The 12,768-nt window shown below is 73.5% G+C and carries 14 protein-coding genes; 5 read left to right on the forward strand and 9 right to left on the reverse strand.

The annotated features are described in order from the left end of the window. Nucleotides 1-120 precede the first annotated feature (120 nt). The gene (locus tag DZG00_RS06360) at nucleotides 121-852 is read right to left on the reverse strand and encodes an SGNH/GDSL hydrolase family protein (RefSeq protein ID WP_119381739.1); all 732 of its coding nucleotides are present in this window, start codon (nucleotides 850-852) and stop codon (nucleotides 121-123) included. A gap of 127 nt (nucleotides 853-979) precedes the next feature. Between DZG00_RS06360 and DZG00_RS06365 the strand changes: the two genes are divergently transcribed. Continuing rightward, the gene (locus tag DZG00_RS06365) at nucleotides 980-1,300 is read left to right on the forward strand and encodes a hypothetical protein (protein WP_119381738.1); all 321 of its coding nucleotides are present in this window, start codon (nucleotides 980-982) and stop codon (nucleotides 1,298-1,300) included. A gap of 9 nt (nucleotides 1,301-1,309) precedes the next feature. Here the strand turns inward: DZG00_RS06365 and DZG00_RS06370 are convergent, their stop codons facing one another. From DZG00_RS06370 to DZG00_RS06390, 5 genes are read right to left on the reverse strand one after another with little or no spacing between them, the layout of a single operon-like run. Then, nucleotides 1,310-2,206 (reverse strand): prenyltransferase, encoded by an 897-nt coding sequence (locus tag DZG00_RS06370; protein ID WP_119381737.1) that lies wholly within the window; start codon nucleotides 2,204-2,206, stop codon nucleotides 1,310-1,312. Then, entirely contained in the window at nucleotides 2,199-2,567 is a 369-nt protein-coding gene (locus DZG00_RS06375; RefSeq protein ID WP_119381736.1) for a lycopene cyclase domain-containing protein, read from the reverse strand. The genes DZG00_RS06370 and DZG00_RS06375 overlap by 8 nt, the downstream gene beginning before the upstream one ends. Beyond that, the gene (locus DZG00_RS06380; protein WP_119381735.1) at nucleotides 2,564-2,908 is read right to left on the reverse strand and encodes a lycopene cyclase domain-containing protein; all 345 of its coding nucleotides are present in this window, start codon (nucleotides 2,906-2,908) and stop codon (nucleotides 2,564-2,566) included. Before DZG00_RS06380 ends, DZG00_RS06375 begins: the two co-directional genes overlap by 4 nt. Further along, nucleotides 2,908-5,538, reverse strand: coding sequence for a phytoene desaturase family protein (gene crtI, locus DZG00_RS17510; RefSeq protein WP_119381734.1), 2,631 nt, complete (start codon nucleotides 5,536-5,538; stop codon nucleotides 2,908-2,910). The genes DZG00_RS06380 and crtI overlap by 1 nt, the downstream gene beginning before the upstream one ends. Next, nucleotides 5,535-6,605, reverse strand: a complete 1,071-nt coding sequence (locus DZG00_RS06390) for a polyprenyl synthetase family protein (protein ID WP_233548959.1) — start codon at nucleotides 6,603-6,605, stop codon at nucleotides 5,535-5,537. Before DZG00_RS06390 ends, crtI begins: the two co-directional genes overlap by 4 nt. A gap of 44 nt (nucleotides 6,606-6,649) precedes the next feature. On the opposite strand from DZG00_RS06390, the gene idi reads away from it, so the two are divergent. Continuing rightward, nucleotides 6,650-7,216 carry an isopentenyl-diphosphate Delta-isomerase gene (idi, locus tag DZG00_RS06395; RefSeq protein ID WP_119381732.1) on the forward strand — a complete coding sequence of 189 codons (567 nt, stop codon included), beginning with the start codon at nucleotides 6,650-6,652 and terminating at the stop codon, nucleotides 7,214-7,216. Nucleotides 7,217-7,288: 72 nt separating this feature from the next. Here idi and DZG00_RS06400 read toward each other — a convergent pair whose 3' ends face one another. After that, a complete protein-coding gene (locus DZG00_RS06400) occupies nucleotides 7,289-8,170 on the reverse strand; it encodes a patatin-like phospholipase family protein (RefSeq protein ID WP_119381731.1) in 882 nt (293 codons plus the stop codon). Nucleotides 8,171-8,263: 93 nt separating this feature from the next. Then, complete coding sequence (locus tag DZG00_RS06405) at nucleotides 8,264-8,746, reverse strand: MarR family winged helix-turn-helix transcriptional regulator (protein WP_233548953.1); 483 nt, start codon at nucleotides 8,744-8,746, stop codon at nucleotides 8,264-8,266. 76 nt (nucleotides 8,747-8,822) lie between these two features. On the opposite strand from DZG00_RS06405, the gene DZG00_RS06410 reads away from it, so the two are divergent. Together DZG00_RS06410 and DZG00_RS06415 are read left to right on the forward strand one after the other, a co-directional pair. Then, nucleotides 8,823-10,913, forward strand: coding sequence for an MMPL family transporter (locus DZG00_RS06410; protein WP_119455472.1), 2,091 nt, complete (start codon nucleotides 8,823-8,825; stop codon nucleotides 10,911-10,913). Between the two features lie 79 nt (nucleotides 10,914-10,992). Next, nucleotides 10,993-11,745 (forward strand): SDR family NAD(P)-dependent oxidoreductase, encoded by a 753-nt coding sequence (locus tag DZG00_RS06415; protein WP_119383009.1) that lies wholly within the window; start codon nucleotides 10,993-10,995, stop codon nucleotides 11,743-11,745. Here DZG00_RS06415 and DZG00_RS06420 read toward each other — a convergent pair. Continuing rightward, nucleotides 11,742-12,347, reverse strand: a complete 606-nt coding sequence (locus DZG00_RS06420; RefSeq protein ID WP_119383010.1) for a TetR/AcrR family transcriptional regulator — start codon at nucleotides 12,345-12,347, stop codon at nucleotides 11,742-11,744. The genes DZG00_RS06415 and DZG00_RS06420 overlap by 4 nt on opposite strands. 104 nt (nucleotides 12,348-12,451) lie before the next feature. On the opposite strand from DZG00_RS06420, the gene DZG00_RS06425 reads away from it, so the two are divergent. Next, nucleotides 12,452-12,768: DIP1984 family protein (locus DZG00_RS06425; protein ID WP_199689796.1), on the forward strand; the 317-nt coding region annotated here is incomplete at its 3' end.

A 12,768-nucleotide genomic window follows, 5' to 3' on the forward strand; every position in this document is an offset into this window, starting at 1 on the left:
CGAAGGGCGGGTCGAAGCCGGCGCAGAAGGGCGGCGGGAAGCGCACTCCCCCGCCGCGCGGCCAGCGGCGCGGGCGCTAGGGACGCGAGCGGGCGGATCTGACGGACCGGCCGGAAGGCCTCAGGCCGGCCCGCGCCCCGCCTGCAGGTCGGCGATGACGCGGCCCAGGTGCTCGCCCCAGCGGCGGTACATGGACGCGTAGCGGAACTCGCCGCCCTCGAAGTCGACGGGCCCCGCGTCCGGCAGCTTCACCGACGTGACCTGCGGGAAGCGCGCGCAGACCTCGGCCTTGCGCTGCGAGAGGTACATGGCGTGATCCCGGAAGAGGCCGCGCACGAACGTGCCCGCCTGCACGTACTGCGACACCTGCGGCACGTCCGAGACGAGCACCGTCGAGTTGTCGGCGGTCTGCTCCACCAGGTGGTCGAGCAGGTCCTCGAGCCGGTGGACCCACGGGGTGATGCGCGCGAGCTCCAGCGCGTCGGCGACCCCGGGCATCACGAGCACCACGTCGTAGCGGTGCAGCTCCGTGATCTGCCGCACGGCCTCCTGCGTCGCGGTGAGGTGCTGGTCGGCGAGCGGGACGGTGCGCCACTCGACGCCGCGGCCCGTGATCGCGGCGAGCGCCCTCGCCGACTGCGCCGCCACGCCCTCCGCGTGCGTGCGCAGGCCGACGCCGGATCCGCCGATGCCGCCGAGCACGAGGATCCGGTCGGGATCCGGCCCCGGCACCACGCCGACGGGCGCGTCCGTGGGCACGGCCGCGGTCAGCGGGGTGGGGATGCCTCCGCGCAGGCCGGCCGCCACGAAGGGGCGGACCGTCTGGTGGAGGAGGCGGATCGGCGGTGACATGGGCTCCTGGGGCTCGTGGGGCGTCCGTCCATCATGCGCCGGCCACCCCCGTGTCGGACGCCGAGCCTATCGTCGTCCACGAGCACGGCCGGGTGCTCGCGCCCCCGACCTGACACCTGGAGCACCGATGACCCGCGAGCCCGAGCCCCTCATCCACCACCCGCACGCCCGCTTCCACCAGGGCGCCTGGCGCGTGCAGATCGCGTCGCAGCCCGTGCTCGGCTACGTCGTGCCCACCGTGCGCGCGCCCGGCGCGGATCCCGTCTTCGAGGTCTACGCCGACGCGGTCGACGACTCCGGCCGCCGCGTGTGGGTGTCCACCGCCGTCACGCTCGAGGCCGCCATCGCGTGGATGCGCGAGCACGACATGGAGCTGCTCTCCTTCGCGGGCGAGCACGCGCGCCGACGCCGCGAGATCCTCACCGGCATGATGCCGACGCACTACTGATCGCGGGCGTCAGGCGTTCGCGAGCCAGTACGCGATGAGGAGCATCGTCACCACGAAGCCGGACAGGAAGTTGAGGCCGAGGAAGCGGCGCCAGCCGCGGTTCGCCGCTTCCGCGTCCTCGTCGCGGATGGACCAGAACGGCGCGGTGCTGAGGATGTACGGGATCACGAGCACGGCCGCGATGATCCCCGGGAACCCCGTGAACAGCATCGCCACGCCCGCCGCCGCGTACGCGAGCACGGCGATCCGCACGGTCACCGCCCCGCCGAGCTCGGTCGCGATGGAGGAGATGCCGCCCTCGCGGTCGGCCACGATGTCCTGCACGGCGCCGAACGCGTGCGAGGCGACGCCCCACAGGAAGAACGCCGCGAGGATCGCCCACAGCGCGGGCGTGAACGTGCCGCCCGCGAGCACGATCCCGTAGACGGCCGGCGAGGTGAAGTGCGTGCTCGACGTGAGGGAGTCGAGCACCGGGCGCTCCTTGAAGCGCAGGCCCTTGAGCGAGTACGCGATCACGGCGAAGACGCTGACGGCGAGCACGGCGGTGCTCGCCGCGGATCCCACGGCCACGAGGTACGCGAGGAACGGCACGTTCGTGACGAGCACCGCGATGAGCACCGGCCGGTGCATCGCGCGGGCGAGCACGGCGCCCTCCACGCCGCCCTTGCGCGGGTTGCGCATGTCGGACTCGTAGTCGAAGACGTCGTTGATGCCGTACATCGCGAGGTTGTACGGGATGAGGAAGTAGAGGGTGCCGAGGATCGCCGTGAGGTCCAGCTCGCGCGTGACGGTGAGGTACGCGGCCGCGAACGGGAACGCGGTGTTCACCCACGAGATCGGGCGCGACGAGAGCGCGATGGTGCGCAGCGTCCCCGCGGCACCCGGCCGCGTGCGCACGTCACCCATGCGCTTCGATGCCGGACACCCGGCGGCGCCGACGCAGCAGGTACCAGACCGCGGGTAGCAGCACGAGCGCGGCGATCGCGTACGCGAAGTCCTCGATGGGCGCATAGCCGAGCATCAAGCCCACGAGCGCGTCGGGGTCGTAGCCGACGAGCCCCACCTTGATCATGAGGTTGTCGAAGATGAGCGTCATCACGAGCAGGATCGCGACGGGCATCCGCCGGTACCAGTAGTACTCGGGGTAGTCGAAGCGGCTGGATCCGTACGGCTCGGCGTTCGCCTCGCGCAGCAGCAGGCGGCGGAACAGGAACCCGACGATCGCGACGGGCAGCAGGAACAGCAGGTCGAGCACGAGGTAGCTCATCGGTTGGCGCGCTCCCTCGCCCGGGCGACGTGGTGGTCGGCGAGACGGCCGAACCCGTTGACGAGGTTCATCGTGAGGTAGCAGAGCAGCGTGAGGAAGAAGACCTCCTCGAGCGGCAGCTCCGGGCCGACGAGGATCCCCGTCATGATCGACGTCTCCCCGCGGAAGAAGATGCCCTGCGAGATGCCGGCGATGTCCCACAGCAGGAAGAACGCGACGCCGATGAGGGTCGTGAGCGCCGCGGCGGTGCGGTCGCGCCAGAAGAACAGTCGCCAGCGCCGGTCGATGAGCATCATGCAGCCGAGCGACACGAGCAGCAGCGTGAGGTAGATGAGCCCCATCAGACCACCGGGCGGCCGACCGTGCGCACGAGCGGCTCGGCACCGGGGCCGGTCGACACGTCGCCGCGGAGGCGCTTCACGAGGATCTCCGCGCTGATGAGGCACATGGGCAGGCCGATGCCGGGGATGGTGGATCCGCCGGCGTAGTGCAGCCCGTCGACCTTCTTGCTCGTGTTGCCGGCGCGGAACATGGCCGACTGCGTGAGCGTGTGGGCGGGCCCGAGGATGGTGCCCTTCCACGAGTGCAGGTCGCCGGCGAAGTCACCGGGGCCCGAGGTGCGGCGGAGGACGATGCGCTCGGCGAGGTCGGGGATCCCGGCCCAGTCGCTGATCTGCTGGATGGCGCGGTCGGCGATCTCCTCCACGCGCGCGTCCCCGGCGCCGTCGATCCCGCCGCGGCCGATGCCCGGATCCGCGGGGATGGGCACGAGGATGAAGACGTTCTCGTATCCCTCGGGCGCGACCGACGGGTCGGTGGCGCTGGGCTTGCAGACGTAGATGCTCGCGGGATCCGGCACCGAGGTCGTGCCGCCCTTCGGCGGGAAGATGCGGGAGAAGTTCTCGTCCCAGTCCTCCGTGAACAGCAGCGTGTGGTGGTGCAGCTCGGGCAGGCCGCCCTTCACGCCGAGGTAGACGAGCACGGCGCCGGGGCCGGCCGTGGCCTTGTCCCAGTACGACTGCGGGTAGGTGCGGAACGCCTCGGGGATGAGCTCGGTCTCGGTGTGGTGCAGGTCGGCGGTGGAGACGACCACGTCGGCCTCGAGCGTCTCGGTGCCCGCGTCGGTCGTGATCTGCACGCCGCGCGCCCGCGCCCTCCCGGCCGTGGTCGGCTCGGTGAGGATCCGCGAGACGGGCGCGCCCGTGCGGATCTCGACGCCCTCGCCGCGCGCCACGCTCGCGATCGCGTCGATGACGGTGATGAGGCCGCCCTGCGGGTACAGCACGCCGTCCTCGAGGTCGAGGTGGCTCATCAGGTGGTACATGCTCGGCGCGAGCTTCGGCGAGGAGCCGAGGAACACGGCCGGGTAGCCGAGGATCTGGCGCAGGCGCCGGTCCTTCACGTAGCGGGCCACGTGCGTCTCGAGCGGCGTGAGCAGCAGCTTCGCGAGCGTGCCCGTGCGGGTGACGACGTCGCGCTTCAGCAGCGGCCGGTAGTCGGCGAAGGTCGTGTAGAGGAACCGCTTCTTCGCGACCTCGTAGACGTCCTTCGCGGAGTCGAGGTAGCGGGCCATGGCAGGGCGGGATCCGGGCTCGACGCTCTCGAACAGGTCGAGGTTCGCCTCGCGGGAGTCGCGGATGTCGATGGGCTCGGGATCGCCCTCGAAGAGCACGCGGTAGCCGGGCAGGCGCACGAGGTCGAGCTGCTCGGCGGCGCTCGTGCCCATCAGCTTGAAGAAGTGGTCGAACACCTCGGGCATGAGGTACCAGCTGGGGCCGAGGTCGAATCGGAAGCCGTCCTGTTCCCAGGACCCGGCGCGCCCGCCGACCTCGTCGCGGCCCTCGACGAGGGTGACGCGGTAGCCGTCGCGGGCGAGGAGCGCGGCCGAGGCGAGGCCGGCGATCCCGCCGCCGATCACGATGGCGGTGGGTGCGGTCATGGCGCTCTCCTGCTGCTCGGGGTCGGACGGGGCGGGCTGGGTCGGAGTGGGACGGGCTGCGGGGGTCGGGCGGGCGGCGTGCGCGCGGGGTCCGCGGGAGCGGCGCACGAGGCGGCCGTCGACGCCGGACGGCTCGGCGCCCGCGGCGGCGGCGAGCGCGATGCGGGCCTTGACGGGATCCGGCACCCGGACGCGCGTGCGCACGAGCTCGGACGCGGGGGTGTCGCGGAGCCGCACGGCGAGCTCCGCGAACAGGCCCTGCGCGAGCGCGACGGCGCGACGGCTGGAGGCGGGGAGGTCGGGGATCACGGCGCCGGACATGCGGAGGTCGTGGTCGATGTCGTCGAGGATGCGCTCCTTGTCGGCCTCCGAGAAGGTCCGGACGTCGACGCCGGGGAAGTAGCTGCGGCCGAGCGCGCCGTGGTCGGCGGCGAGGTCGCGCAGGAAGTTGACCTTCTGGAACGCGGCGCCCAGGCGCTTCGCTCCCTCCTCGAACCGGATCCGCTCGGGGCGCGTCGTCGCGTGGCCGACCAGGAACGCGCGCAGGCACATGAGGCCGACGACCTCGGCGGATCCGTACACGTACTCCGTGAAGGACGCAGGGCTGTGCTCCATGCGGCGCAGGTCCATGCGCATGGAGGCGAAGAACGGCGCGGTGAGCTCGGCGCCGAAGCCGACGCGGCGGGCGGTGATCGCGAACGCGTGCACGACGAGGTTGGTGCTGTAGCCGCGGAGCATGGCGTCCTCGGTCTCCTGCTCGAGGGCGTCGAGCAGGGCCTCGACGTGCGCGGGATCCACGCCGGCCCCGGCTGCGGCGCCGTCGACGATCTCGTCGGCCACGCGCACGAGCGCGTACACGTTCTCGATGTGCTGGCGGACGTCCGGCCCGAGGAGGCGCGACGCGAGGCCGAAGGAGGTGGAGTAGCGGCGGATCACGACGGAGGCCGTCTCCTGCGCGACGCGGTCGTACTTCTCGAGGCCCGTGGGCGCCTCGGGGGCGGCGGGCCGGCGGCCGGGCAGGCGACGCGTCATCGGATGCGCCCGAGCACGGACTCCGCGACGGGCACGAGCTCCCGGCGGAGCGCGTCCGGCACGACCGGGTCCTCGAGGCGCGCGCACGCGGCGACCGCGAGGTCCCGCGCGACGCCCTCGGCGTACGCCCGGGCACCCGAGCTCTCGAGCACCGAGCGGACGAGCGCCGCTTCGCCGCGGGAGAGGTCGTCCTTGCCGACGAGCGAGCTGATCTCGCCCCACTCCGACGAGCGGACAGCGTGCGCGATGAGCACGGTGCGCTTGCCCTCGCGCAGGTCGCCGAGGTTGGTCTTGCCGGTCTCCTGCTCGTCGCCGAAGACGCCGAGCACGTCGTCGACCACCTGGTAGGCGATGCCGATGTCGCGGCCGAAGTCGCCGAGCGCGGCGACGACCGCGGGGCTCGCGCCGGCGAGCACGGCGCCCGCCTGCAGCGGCGCCTCGAACGAGTAGACGGCGGTCTTGAGGCGCTCCATGCGGAGGATCTCGTCGACGCTCGGCACGTCCGCGGTGAGCGAGAACTCGACGTCGATGAGCTCGCCGGCGGCAGACGCGAATACGGCGTCGTCGAGGATCTCCAACAGGTGCGACCGGGTGAGGTCGCGCACGCCGCTCGCGTCGATGAGGCGGTACGCGTTGACGAGCGCCAGATCCCCCGCGATGACGGCGGCCGACATGCCGCGGTGCTCGGCGAGCGGCTGGGGCAGGCCCTGCGTGGTGGCGATGTCGCGGTAGGCGCCGGAGACGTTGGGGCCGCCGCGCCGCGTGAAGTCGCGGTCGATGACGTCGTCGTGGACGATGAGCGCGGTGTGCAGCATCTCGAAGGCGGCGCCGACGTGGGCCGCGGCCTGCACGTCCTGGCCGCCGAGGCCGTCGTACGCGGCCATCACCATGCGGGGCCGGAAGCGCTTGCCGCCGGCGGTGTTCGACTCGAGCGTGCGCCAGAGCTTCACGTACTCGTCGCCCATGGCCTCGGCCCGGACGAGGGACCTCGCGAAGAACGCGTCCAGGACGCCGTTCACATGGGCCTGCCTCGATGTGGAGACGGCAGCGAGGTTGGTGGCGTCCACGGATGAAACCTAACATCGTGGGGGTAACGGAAAGCAGGGAGCGCATGTCACAGCACACCGAGCTCGTCGTCCTCCTGGACGACGACGGCGAGACCATCGGGACGGCGCCCAAGGCGACGGTCCACACCCGCGACACCGCGCTGCACCTCGCGTTCTCGTGCCACGTCTTCGACTCCGAGGGGCGGATCCTCGTCACGCGCCGCGCCATCGGCAAGCTCACCTGGCCCGGCGTCTGGACCAACTCGTTCTGCGGCCACCCCGCGCCCGACGAGGACATGCTCGAGGCCGTGCACCGCCGCGCCGAGCAGGAGCTGGGGCTGACGCTCGAGTCGGTGGAGCTCGTGCTGCCCGACTTCCGCTACCGCGCCACCGACGCCGCGGGCGTCGTCGAGAACGAGATCTGCCCCGTGTTCCGCGCCGTGGCGGCCACGCCGGTGGATCCGCGGCCCGAGGAGGTAGGCGAGTACCAGTGGGTGGATCCCGAGGAGCTCATCCCCGCCGTCGCCCACACGCCGTGGGCGTTCAGCCCGTGGCTCACGCTGCAGCTGCCGCTGCTGTACCCCGAGCACGCGGCGCACGCGGGGCTCGCGGACGCGGTGCCCGCCGCCTGATCCGCGCATCCGCCGACACGAGGGGCCCGGCCGCATGACGCGGCCGGGCCCCTCGACGTGGTGCGGGCGGGATCAGCCCCAGAAGGCGCGGATCTCCTCGGCGAGGCGCTCGGCCTGGCGGCGGCCCGCCTCCGCGGACGCCTTGCGCGTCGAGAGCAGGAGGGAGTTCTCGCCGAAGGCGGCCGTGCTGTCGGCGTCGGCCTGGATCACGAGCACGTCGGCGCGGCCGCGCAGCTGCTGGACGACGGTGGAGAGCGTCGGGCCCATGCCGCTCTGCGGGGCCTCGGGGCCGCACGCGATGACGAGGATCCGCTCGTGGTCGGCGACGACGTCGGCGTTCGTGGCGGAGCGCATGCCGCCGTCCATGTAGGGGCGGCCGTCGATGGTGACGGGCGGGAAGACGCCGGGCACGGCGCAGCTCGCGGCCGACGCGCGCACGAGGTCGGCGCCGGAGTCCTTGTCGAAGACGGTGAAGCGGCCGGTGCCGGCGTCGACCGCGGTGATGCGGAGGTCCTGCTCGGGCCAGTCGCGGATGGGCAGCAGCTGGCCGATGCGCTCGACGCTCGCGGCGTCGTCCACCTCGGGGTCGTACTCCTCGAGCGCGAGCTCGCCGATCCTCTGCCGCGTGGGGATCTCGCCCGCCGTGCTCGCGACGCCCTCGCCGATGACCTCGACGGTGCGCGCGAGGTCGCGGCTGCCCGTCGGCTCGGCCATCCCGGCGACGTCGACGAAGTGCTCGTCGTAGGCGGCCTCGATGGCGCCCGCGCGCAGGTTGATCGCCACGACGGATCCGGCCGAGGTGCCGACGACCGTGTCGGCCGCGCCGAGGTCGATGCCCGCGGCGATGAGCCCCGAGATCAGACCCGTCTCCCACGCGATCCCGGCGACGCCCCCGCCGCCGAGGACCAGTCCCCGCTGCCCGCCCTGCTCGTCCGATCGGTCCGCTGCGCTCACGGCTGCTCCTCTCCCGGCCCGCCGGGTGCGGGATCCTCGACCATCATCCACGAGCGCGGTGACCGCCAGTCGAGCGGGAGCTGGACGCGGAGGTCAGGGGGCGGGCGGTGCGGATCCCGCGCCCGGCTCCGCGACCACCTCGCGGTAGACGCCGCGCACCTCGTCGAGGAAGCGCAGCACGGTCGCGCGCTCGGCGGCGCTGAGGCCGCCGATGGCGCGGCGCACGCCCTCGAGCATGGGCTGGATCTCGGCGAGCGCCCGCTCCTCCGACGCAGGCTCCGCGCGCACCAGGATCCGCCGGCGGTCGGACGGGTGCGGGCCGCGGCGCACGTGCCCGAGCTCCACGAGCCGGTCGACCACGAGGGTGGACGCGGCCGTCGAGATGTCGAGCCGGGCGGCGAGCTCCGTCGGCGTGAGCGCGCCCGAGGCGATGAGGTGCTCCATCGCGCGCAGGTCGGTGGGGTTCACGGAGAGCGTGCGGCCGAGCTTCCGCTCGAAGCGGGTGGCGAGGGCCAGCACGTCGCGCAGCGCGGCGCCGATCTCGGCGCGGTCGCCCGCCGCCGTCTCCCCTGCCATCCCCACATCGTAGGCGAAGGTTCGCTAAGGACCTTGATAGTCAGTATGCTGACGGTTCTCACCCCAGGAGGACACCTTGAGAGCTCTCGCTCGTCTCATCCGCTCGCGGCGATCCGCGTGGATCACGCTCGTCGCCGCGGCCGTCGCCGTCGCCGCGCTCTTCGCGCTCGTCCCGAAGTCGGAGGCGAGCGCGTTCCCGCCCTCCGGCCTGCCCGACTCGAGCCAGGCCGCGCAGGTCACCGAGCTCCTGGAGGGGTTCCCGAGCGCCGACACCACCGTCGGGATCCTCGTCTACAGCCGGGACGGCGCCGCGCTCACCGAGGCCGACACCGCCGCGATCGAGGCGCGCGCGGCCGCACTGGCCGAGGGATCCACCGTGCCGCAGGCCGTCGTCCCGCAGGTCAGCGACGACGGGACGGCCGAGCTCGTGGCCGTGCCGCTCGACGCCGCGACCGTGGCGGAGGATCCGACGGCCGCCGCCACCGCCCTCCGCGCCACGGCGAGCGCCGACCTCCCCGACGGCGTCACCGCGCTCCTCACCGGCCCGGTCGGGTTCCAGGCCGACATCGCGAACGCGTTCGCGGGCGCCGACCTCCGCCTGCTGCTCGTGACCGTGCTCGTGGTCGCCGTGCTGCTCATCGTCACGTACCGCAGCCCGGTGCTCTGGATCGTCCCGCTCGTGGTGGTCGGCGCGGCCGACGGCCTGGCGCGGGTCGTCGTCACGGGCCTCGCCGAGCCGCTCGGCGTCACGATCGACGCGTCCGTCGGCGGGATCCTCTCGGTGCTCGTCTTCGGCGCCGGCACCAACTACGCGCTCCTCCTCGTCGCGCGCTACCGCGAGGAGCTGACGCGCGTGGAGGACAGGCACCGCGCGATGGTCACGGCCGTCACGAGCGCGGGTCCCGCCATCGCGGCGAGCGCGGGCACGGTCGCGCTCAGCCTCCTCACGCTGCTGCTCGCCGAGCTCTCCGGCAACCGCGCGCTCGGGTTCGCGTGCGCGGTCGGCGTGGCCATCGCGATGGTCGCCGCCCTCTGCGTGCTGCCCGCCGCGCTCGTGGTGTGCGGCCGCGGGCTGTTCTGGCCGTTCATCCCGCGGGCCGGGAGCGACGCGGATCCCGCGCGCAAGCCCGGCCTGTGGCGCCGCCTCGGCCAGGGCGTCTCCCGGCGGCCCGCGGTCGTCGCGGCCGTCGCGGTGGCGGGCGTGGGGATCCTCGCGCTCGGCCTCGTCGGCGCGCGCGTCGGCCTCTCGCAGACCGACCAGCTGCTCGGATCGCCCGACTCGGTGCGCGCGCAGCAGATCGTGGACGACTCCTTCTCGGCCGGGCTCACGGCGCAGACCGTGGTGCTCGCGCCGGATGCGGCGGCTGCGGCGACCGCATCCACCGCCGAGTCCGTGCCCGGCGTGCAGAGCGCCCGCGCGGGCGAGTCGGCGGGCGGGCTGACGCGGATCGACGTGCAGCTCGACGCCGAGCCCGAGAGCGCCGCGGCCTTCCGGAGCGTGCAGGACCTCCGCGACGCGTTCCAGGCGGCCGGCGGCGACGAGGCCCGCGCGCTCGTGGGCGGCAGCGACGCGACCGCGGCCGACACCGCCTCCTCCTCCGCGCGCGACCAGGGCCTGATCATCCCGATCATCCTGGCCATCGTGTTCACGGTGCTCGCGATCCTGCTGCGCTCGCTCGTGGCGCCGGTGCTCCTCATCGCGACCGTGCTCGCCACCTTCTTCGCGAGCCTCGGCGCGGCCAACGTGCTGTTCCAGCAGCTGCTCGGCTTCCCCGCGTTCGACACGAGCGTGGTGCTGTTCGCGTTCCTGTTCCTGGTGGCGCTGGGGGTCGACTACAACATCTTCCTCGTGACCCGGGCGAGGGAGGAGCGACGTCTGCACGGCACGCGCGAGGGCATGGTGCGGGCGCTCGCGTCGACCGGCGGGGTGATCACGAGCGCGGGCGTCCTGCTCGCCGCCGTGTTCGCGGTGCTCGGCGTGCTGCCGGTGGTGGCGCTCACGCAGATCGGCGTCATCGTCTGCATCGGCGTGCTGCTCGACACCCTCGTGGTGCGCACGCTGCTGGTGCCGGCGATCGTGTTCCTCCTCGGCGACCGGTTCTGGTGGCCGTCGCACCGGGCGGGGCGGCACGAGGCGCCGCCGGCCGCGGATCCCGTCTTGGCCTGAACGCCTCCTGGGTACTTATGGCACCGCGTGCCATAATGGTCGGGCCGGCGACGAGGCCGGCCCGACAGCGAGGGACCACATGACCCAGGATCAGCAGTTCAGCGGACGCACCGCGATCGTCACCGGAGCGGGCAGCGGCATCGGCCGGGCGTCGGCGCTGCGCTTCGCCCGCGAGGGCGCGCGCGTGATCGCCGCCGACGTCTCGGCCGAGCGCCTCGACGCGCTCGTGGCGGAGAACCCCGACCTCGACCTCGTGCCCGTGGTGGGCGACATCACGACGGAGGACGGCGTGCAGGCGATCGTCGCCGCGGCCGACGGGCGGGTCGACGTGCTCGCGAACGTGGCCGGGATCATGGACGGCTTCCTGCCCGCCGCCGAGGTCGACGACCGCACGTGGGACCTCGTGTTCGCGGTGAACGTGACGGCCGTCATGCGCCTCACGCGCGCGGTGCTGCCGCTCATGATCGAGGCCGGGAAGGGCGCGATCGTCAACATCGCCTCCGAGGCCGCGCTCCGCGGATCCGCCGCCGGGCTCGCGTACACCGCCTCCAAGCACGCGGTCGCCGGCATGACCAAGAACACGGCCGTGCTCTACGCCGGGCAGGGGATCCGCGCGAACGCCGTCGCACCCGGCGCGACCAACACGGCGATCGAGGCGCCAATGCGCTCCGAGCACGCCGGCCGGGTGATGGGGCCGATCATGCAGACCATCGTCCCGGCGCCGGTCGAGGCCGACGAGATGGCGAACTCGGTCATCTGGCTCGCGAGCGACCAGAGCAGCAACGTGAACGGCGTGATCCTCGCGTCCGACGGCGGCTGGTCCGCGATCTAGCGGGGGCCGGGCAGCGCGAGCGCGCGGACGGCCCGGCGGATCGACTCGTCGGGCCGTTCGTCGTCGGAGCGCGTCGCCCACCAGCGGAGCGCGGTGTGGCTCGCGGAGGCGAGCGCCTCGGCGACGGCGGCCGCCTCGAGCGTGCCGCGGAGATCCGGCAGCGCCTGCGCCACGAACTCGGCGAGCGCGGGCGACGCGGCGGTGATGCGCGGGGACGACCGGCTGTGCAGGTCGGGGTGCGCGTCGATGATCCGCAGCCGCACGCGCGTCATCCCGACATCGAGGAAGCGCGGGCCGAGCGCGCCGACGAACGCGTCGGCGTACGCCTCTCCCAGCGGCCGGTCGCCCGGGCCCTCGGCGAGGAGCCGCTCGAGCTCGGCGCCGACGACGTCCGCGCCCGCCCACACGAGGTCGGCCTTGCTCGGGAAGTAGCGGAAGAGGCTGCGGCGGCCGACGCCCGCGGCCTCGGCGATGTCGGCCATGCTCACGGCGTCGTAGCCGCGCTCGGCGAACAGGCCGATGGCGACGCGGGCGAGGTCCTGCGCGTCGATCGCCGCGGGTCGACCGGGGGTCGCGCGCTCGGGCGGCGGGGTCGACAGCATGACCGGAATGCTATGCCCGGGCGCACCCGCCGCCGCGCCGCGGACGGACCGCGTCCGCGCCGCCCCCGCTGGCGAGGCGTCCGGCCGCGTGGCACGGTGGATGCATGAGACTCGCCGAGGCGCTGATGGAACGGTCCGACCTGCAGAGGCGCATCGAGTCGCTGCGGAGCAGGATCCAGGCGAGCGCCCGGTACCAGGAGGGCGAGGATCCCGCGGAGGACGCGGCCGCGCTCCTCGCGGAGGCGGGCGAGGAGATCGACCGGCTCGCGGAGCTCGTGACGCGGATCAACCTCACCAACACGGCCGCCCGCCTCGACGACGGCACGCCCCTCACCGCGGCGCTCGCCCGGCGCGACGCGCTGCGGACGCGGCACGGGATCCTCACGTCAGCGGCCGACGCCGCCTCCGGCCGGGGCGGCGG

This window comes from Clavibacter lycopersici (assembly GCF_003576405.1).
Classification (GTDB): Bacteria; Actinomycetota; Actinomycetes; order Actinomycetales; family Microbacteriaceae; genus Clavibacter; species Clavibacter lycopersici.

Coding starts and splice junctions, on each gene's coding strand:
- DZG00_RS06360 (WP_119381739.1), bottom strand. CDS start 852: ATGTCACCGCCGATCCGCCTCCTCCACCAGACGGTCCGCCCCTTCGTG.
- DZG00_RS06365 (WP_119381738.1), top strand. CDS start 980: ATGACCCGCGAGCCCGAGCCCCTCATCCACCACCCGCACGCCCGCTTC.
- DZG00_RS06370 (WP_119381737.1), bottom strand. CDS start 2,206: ATGGGTGACGTGCGCACGCGGCCGGGTGCCGCGGGGACGCTGCGCACC.
- DZG00_RS06375 (WP_119381736.1), bottom strand. CDS start 2,567: ATGAGCTACCTCGTGCTCGACCTGCTGTTCCTGCTGCCCGTCGCGATC.
- DZG00_RS06380 (WP_119381735.1), bottom strand. CDS start 2,908: ATGGGGCTCATCTACCTCACGCTGCTGCTCGTGTCGCTCGGCTGCATG.
- crtI (WP_119381734.1), bottom strand. CDS start 5,538: ATGACGCGTCGCCTGCCCGGCCGCCGGCCCGCCGCCCCCGAGGCGCCC.
- idi (WP_119381732.1), top strand. CDS start 6,650: ATGTCACAGCACACCGAGCTCGTCGTCCTCCTGGACGACGACGGCGAG.
- DZG00_RS06405 (WP_233548953.1), bottom strand. CDS start 8,746: ATGGCAGGGGAGACGGCGGCGGGCGACCGCGCCGAGATCGGCGCCGCG.
- DZG00_RS06415 (WP_119383009.1), top strand. CDS start 10,993: ATGACCCAGGATCAGCAGTTCAGCGGACGCACCGCGATCGTCACCGGA.
- DZG00_RS06420 (WP_119383010.1), bottom strand. CDS start 12,347: ATGCTGTCGACCCCGCCGCCCGAGCGCGCGACCCCCGGTCGACCCGCG.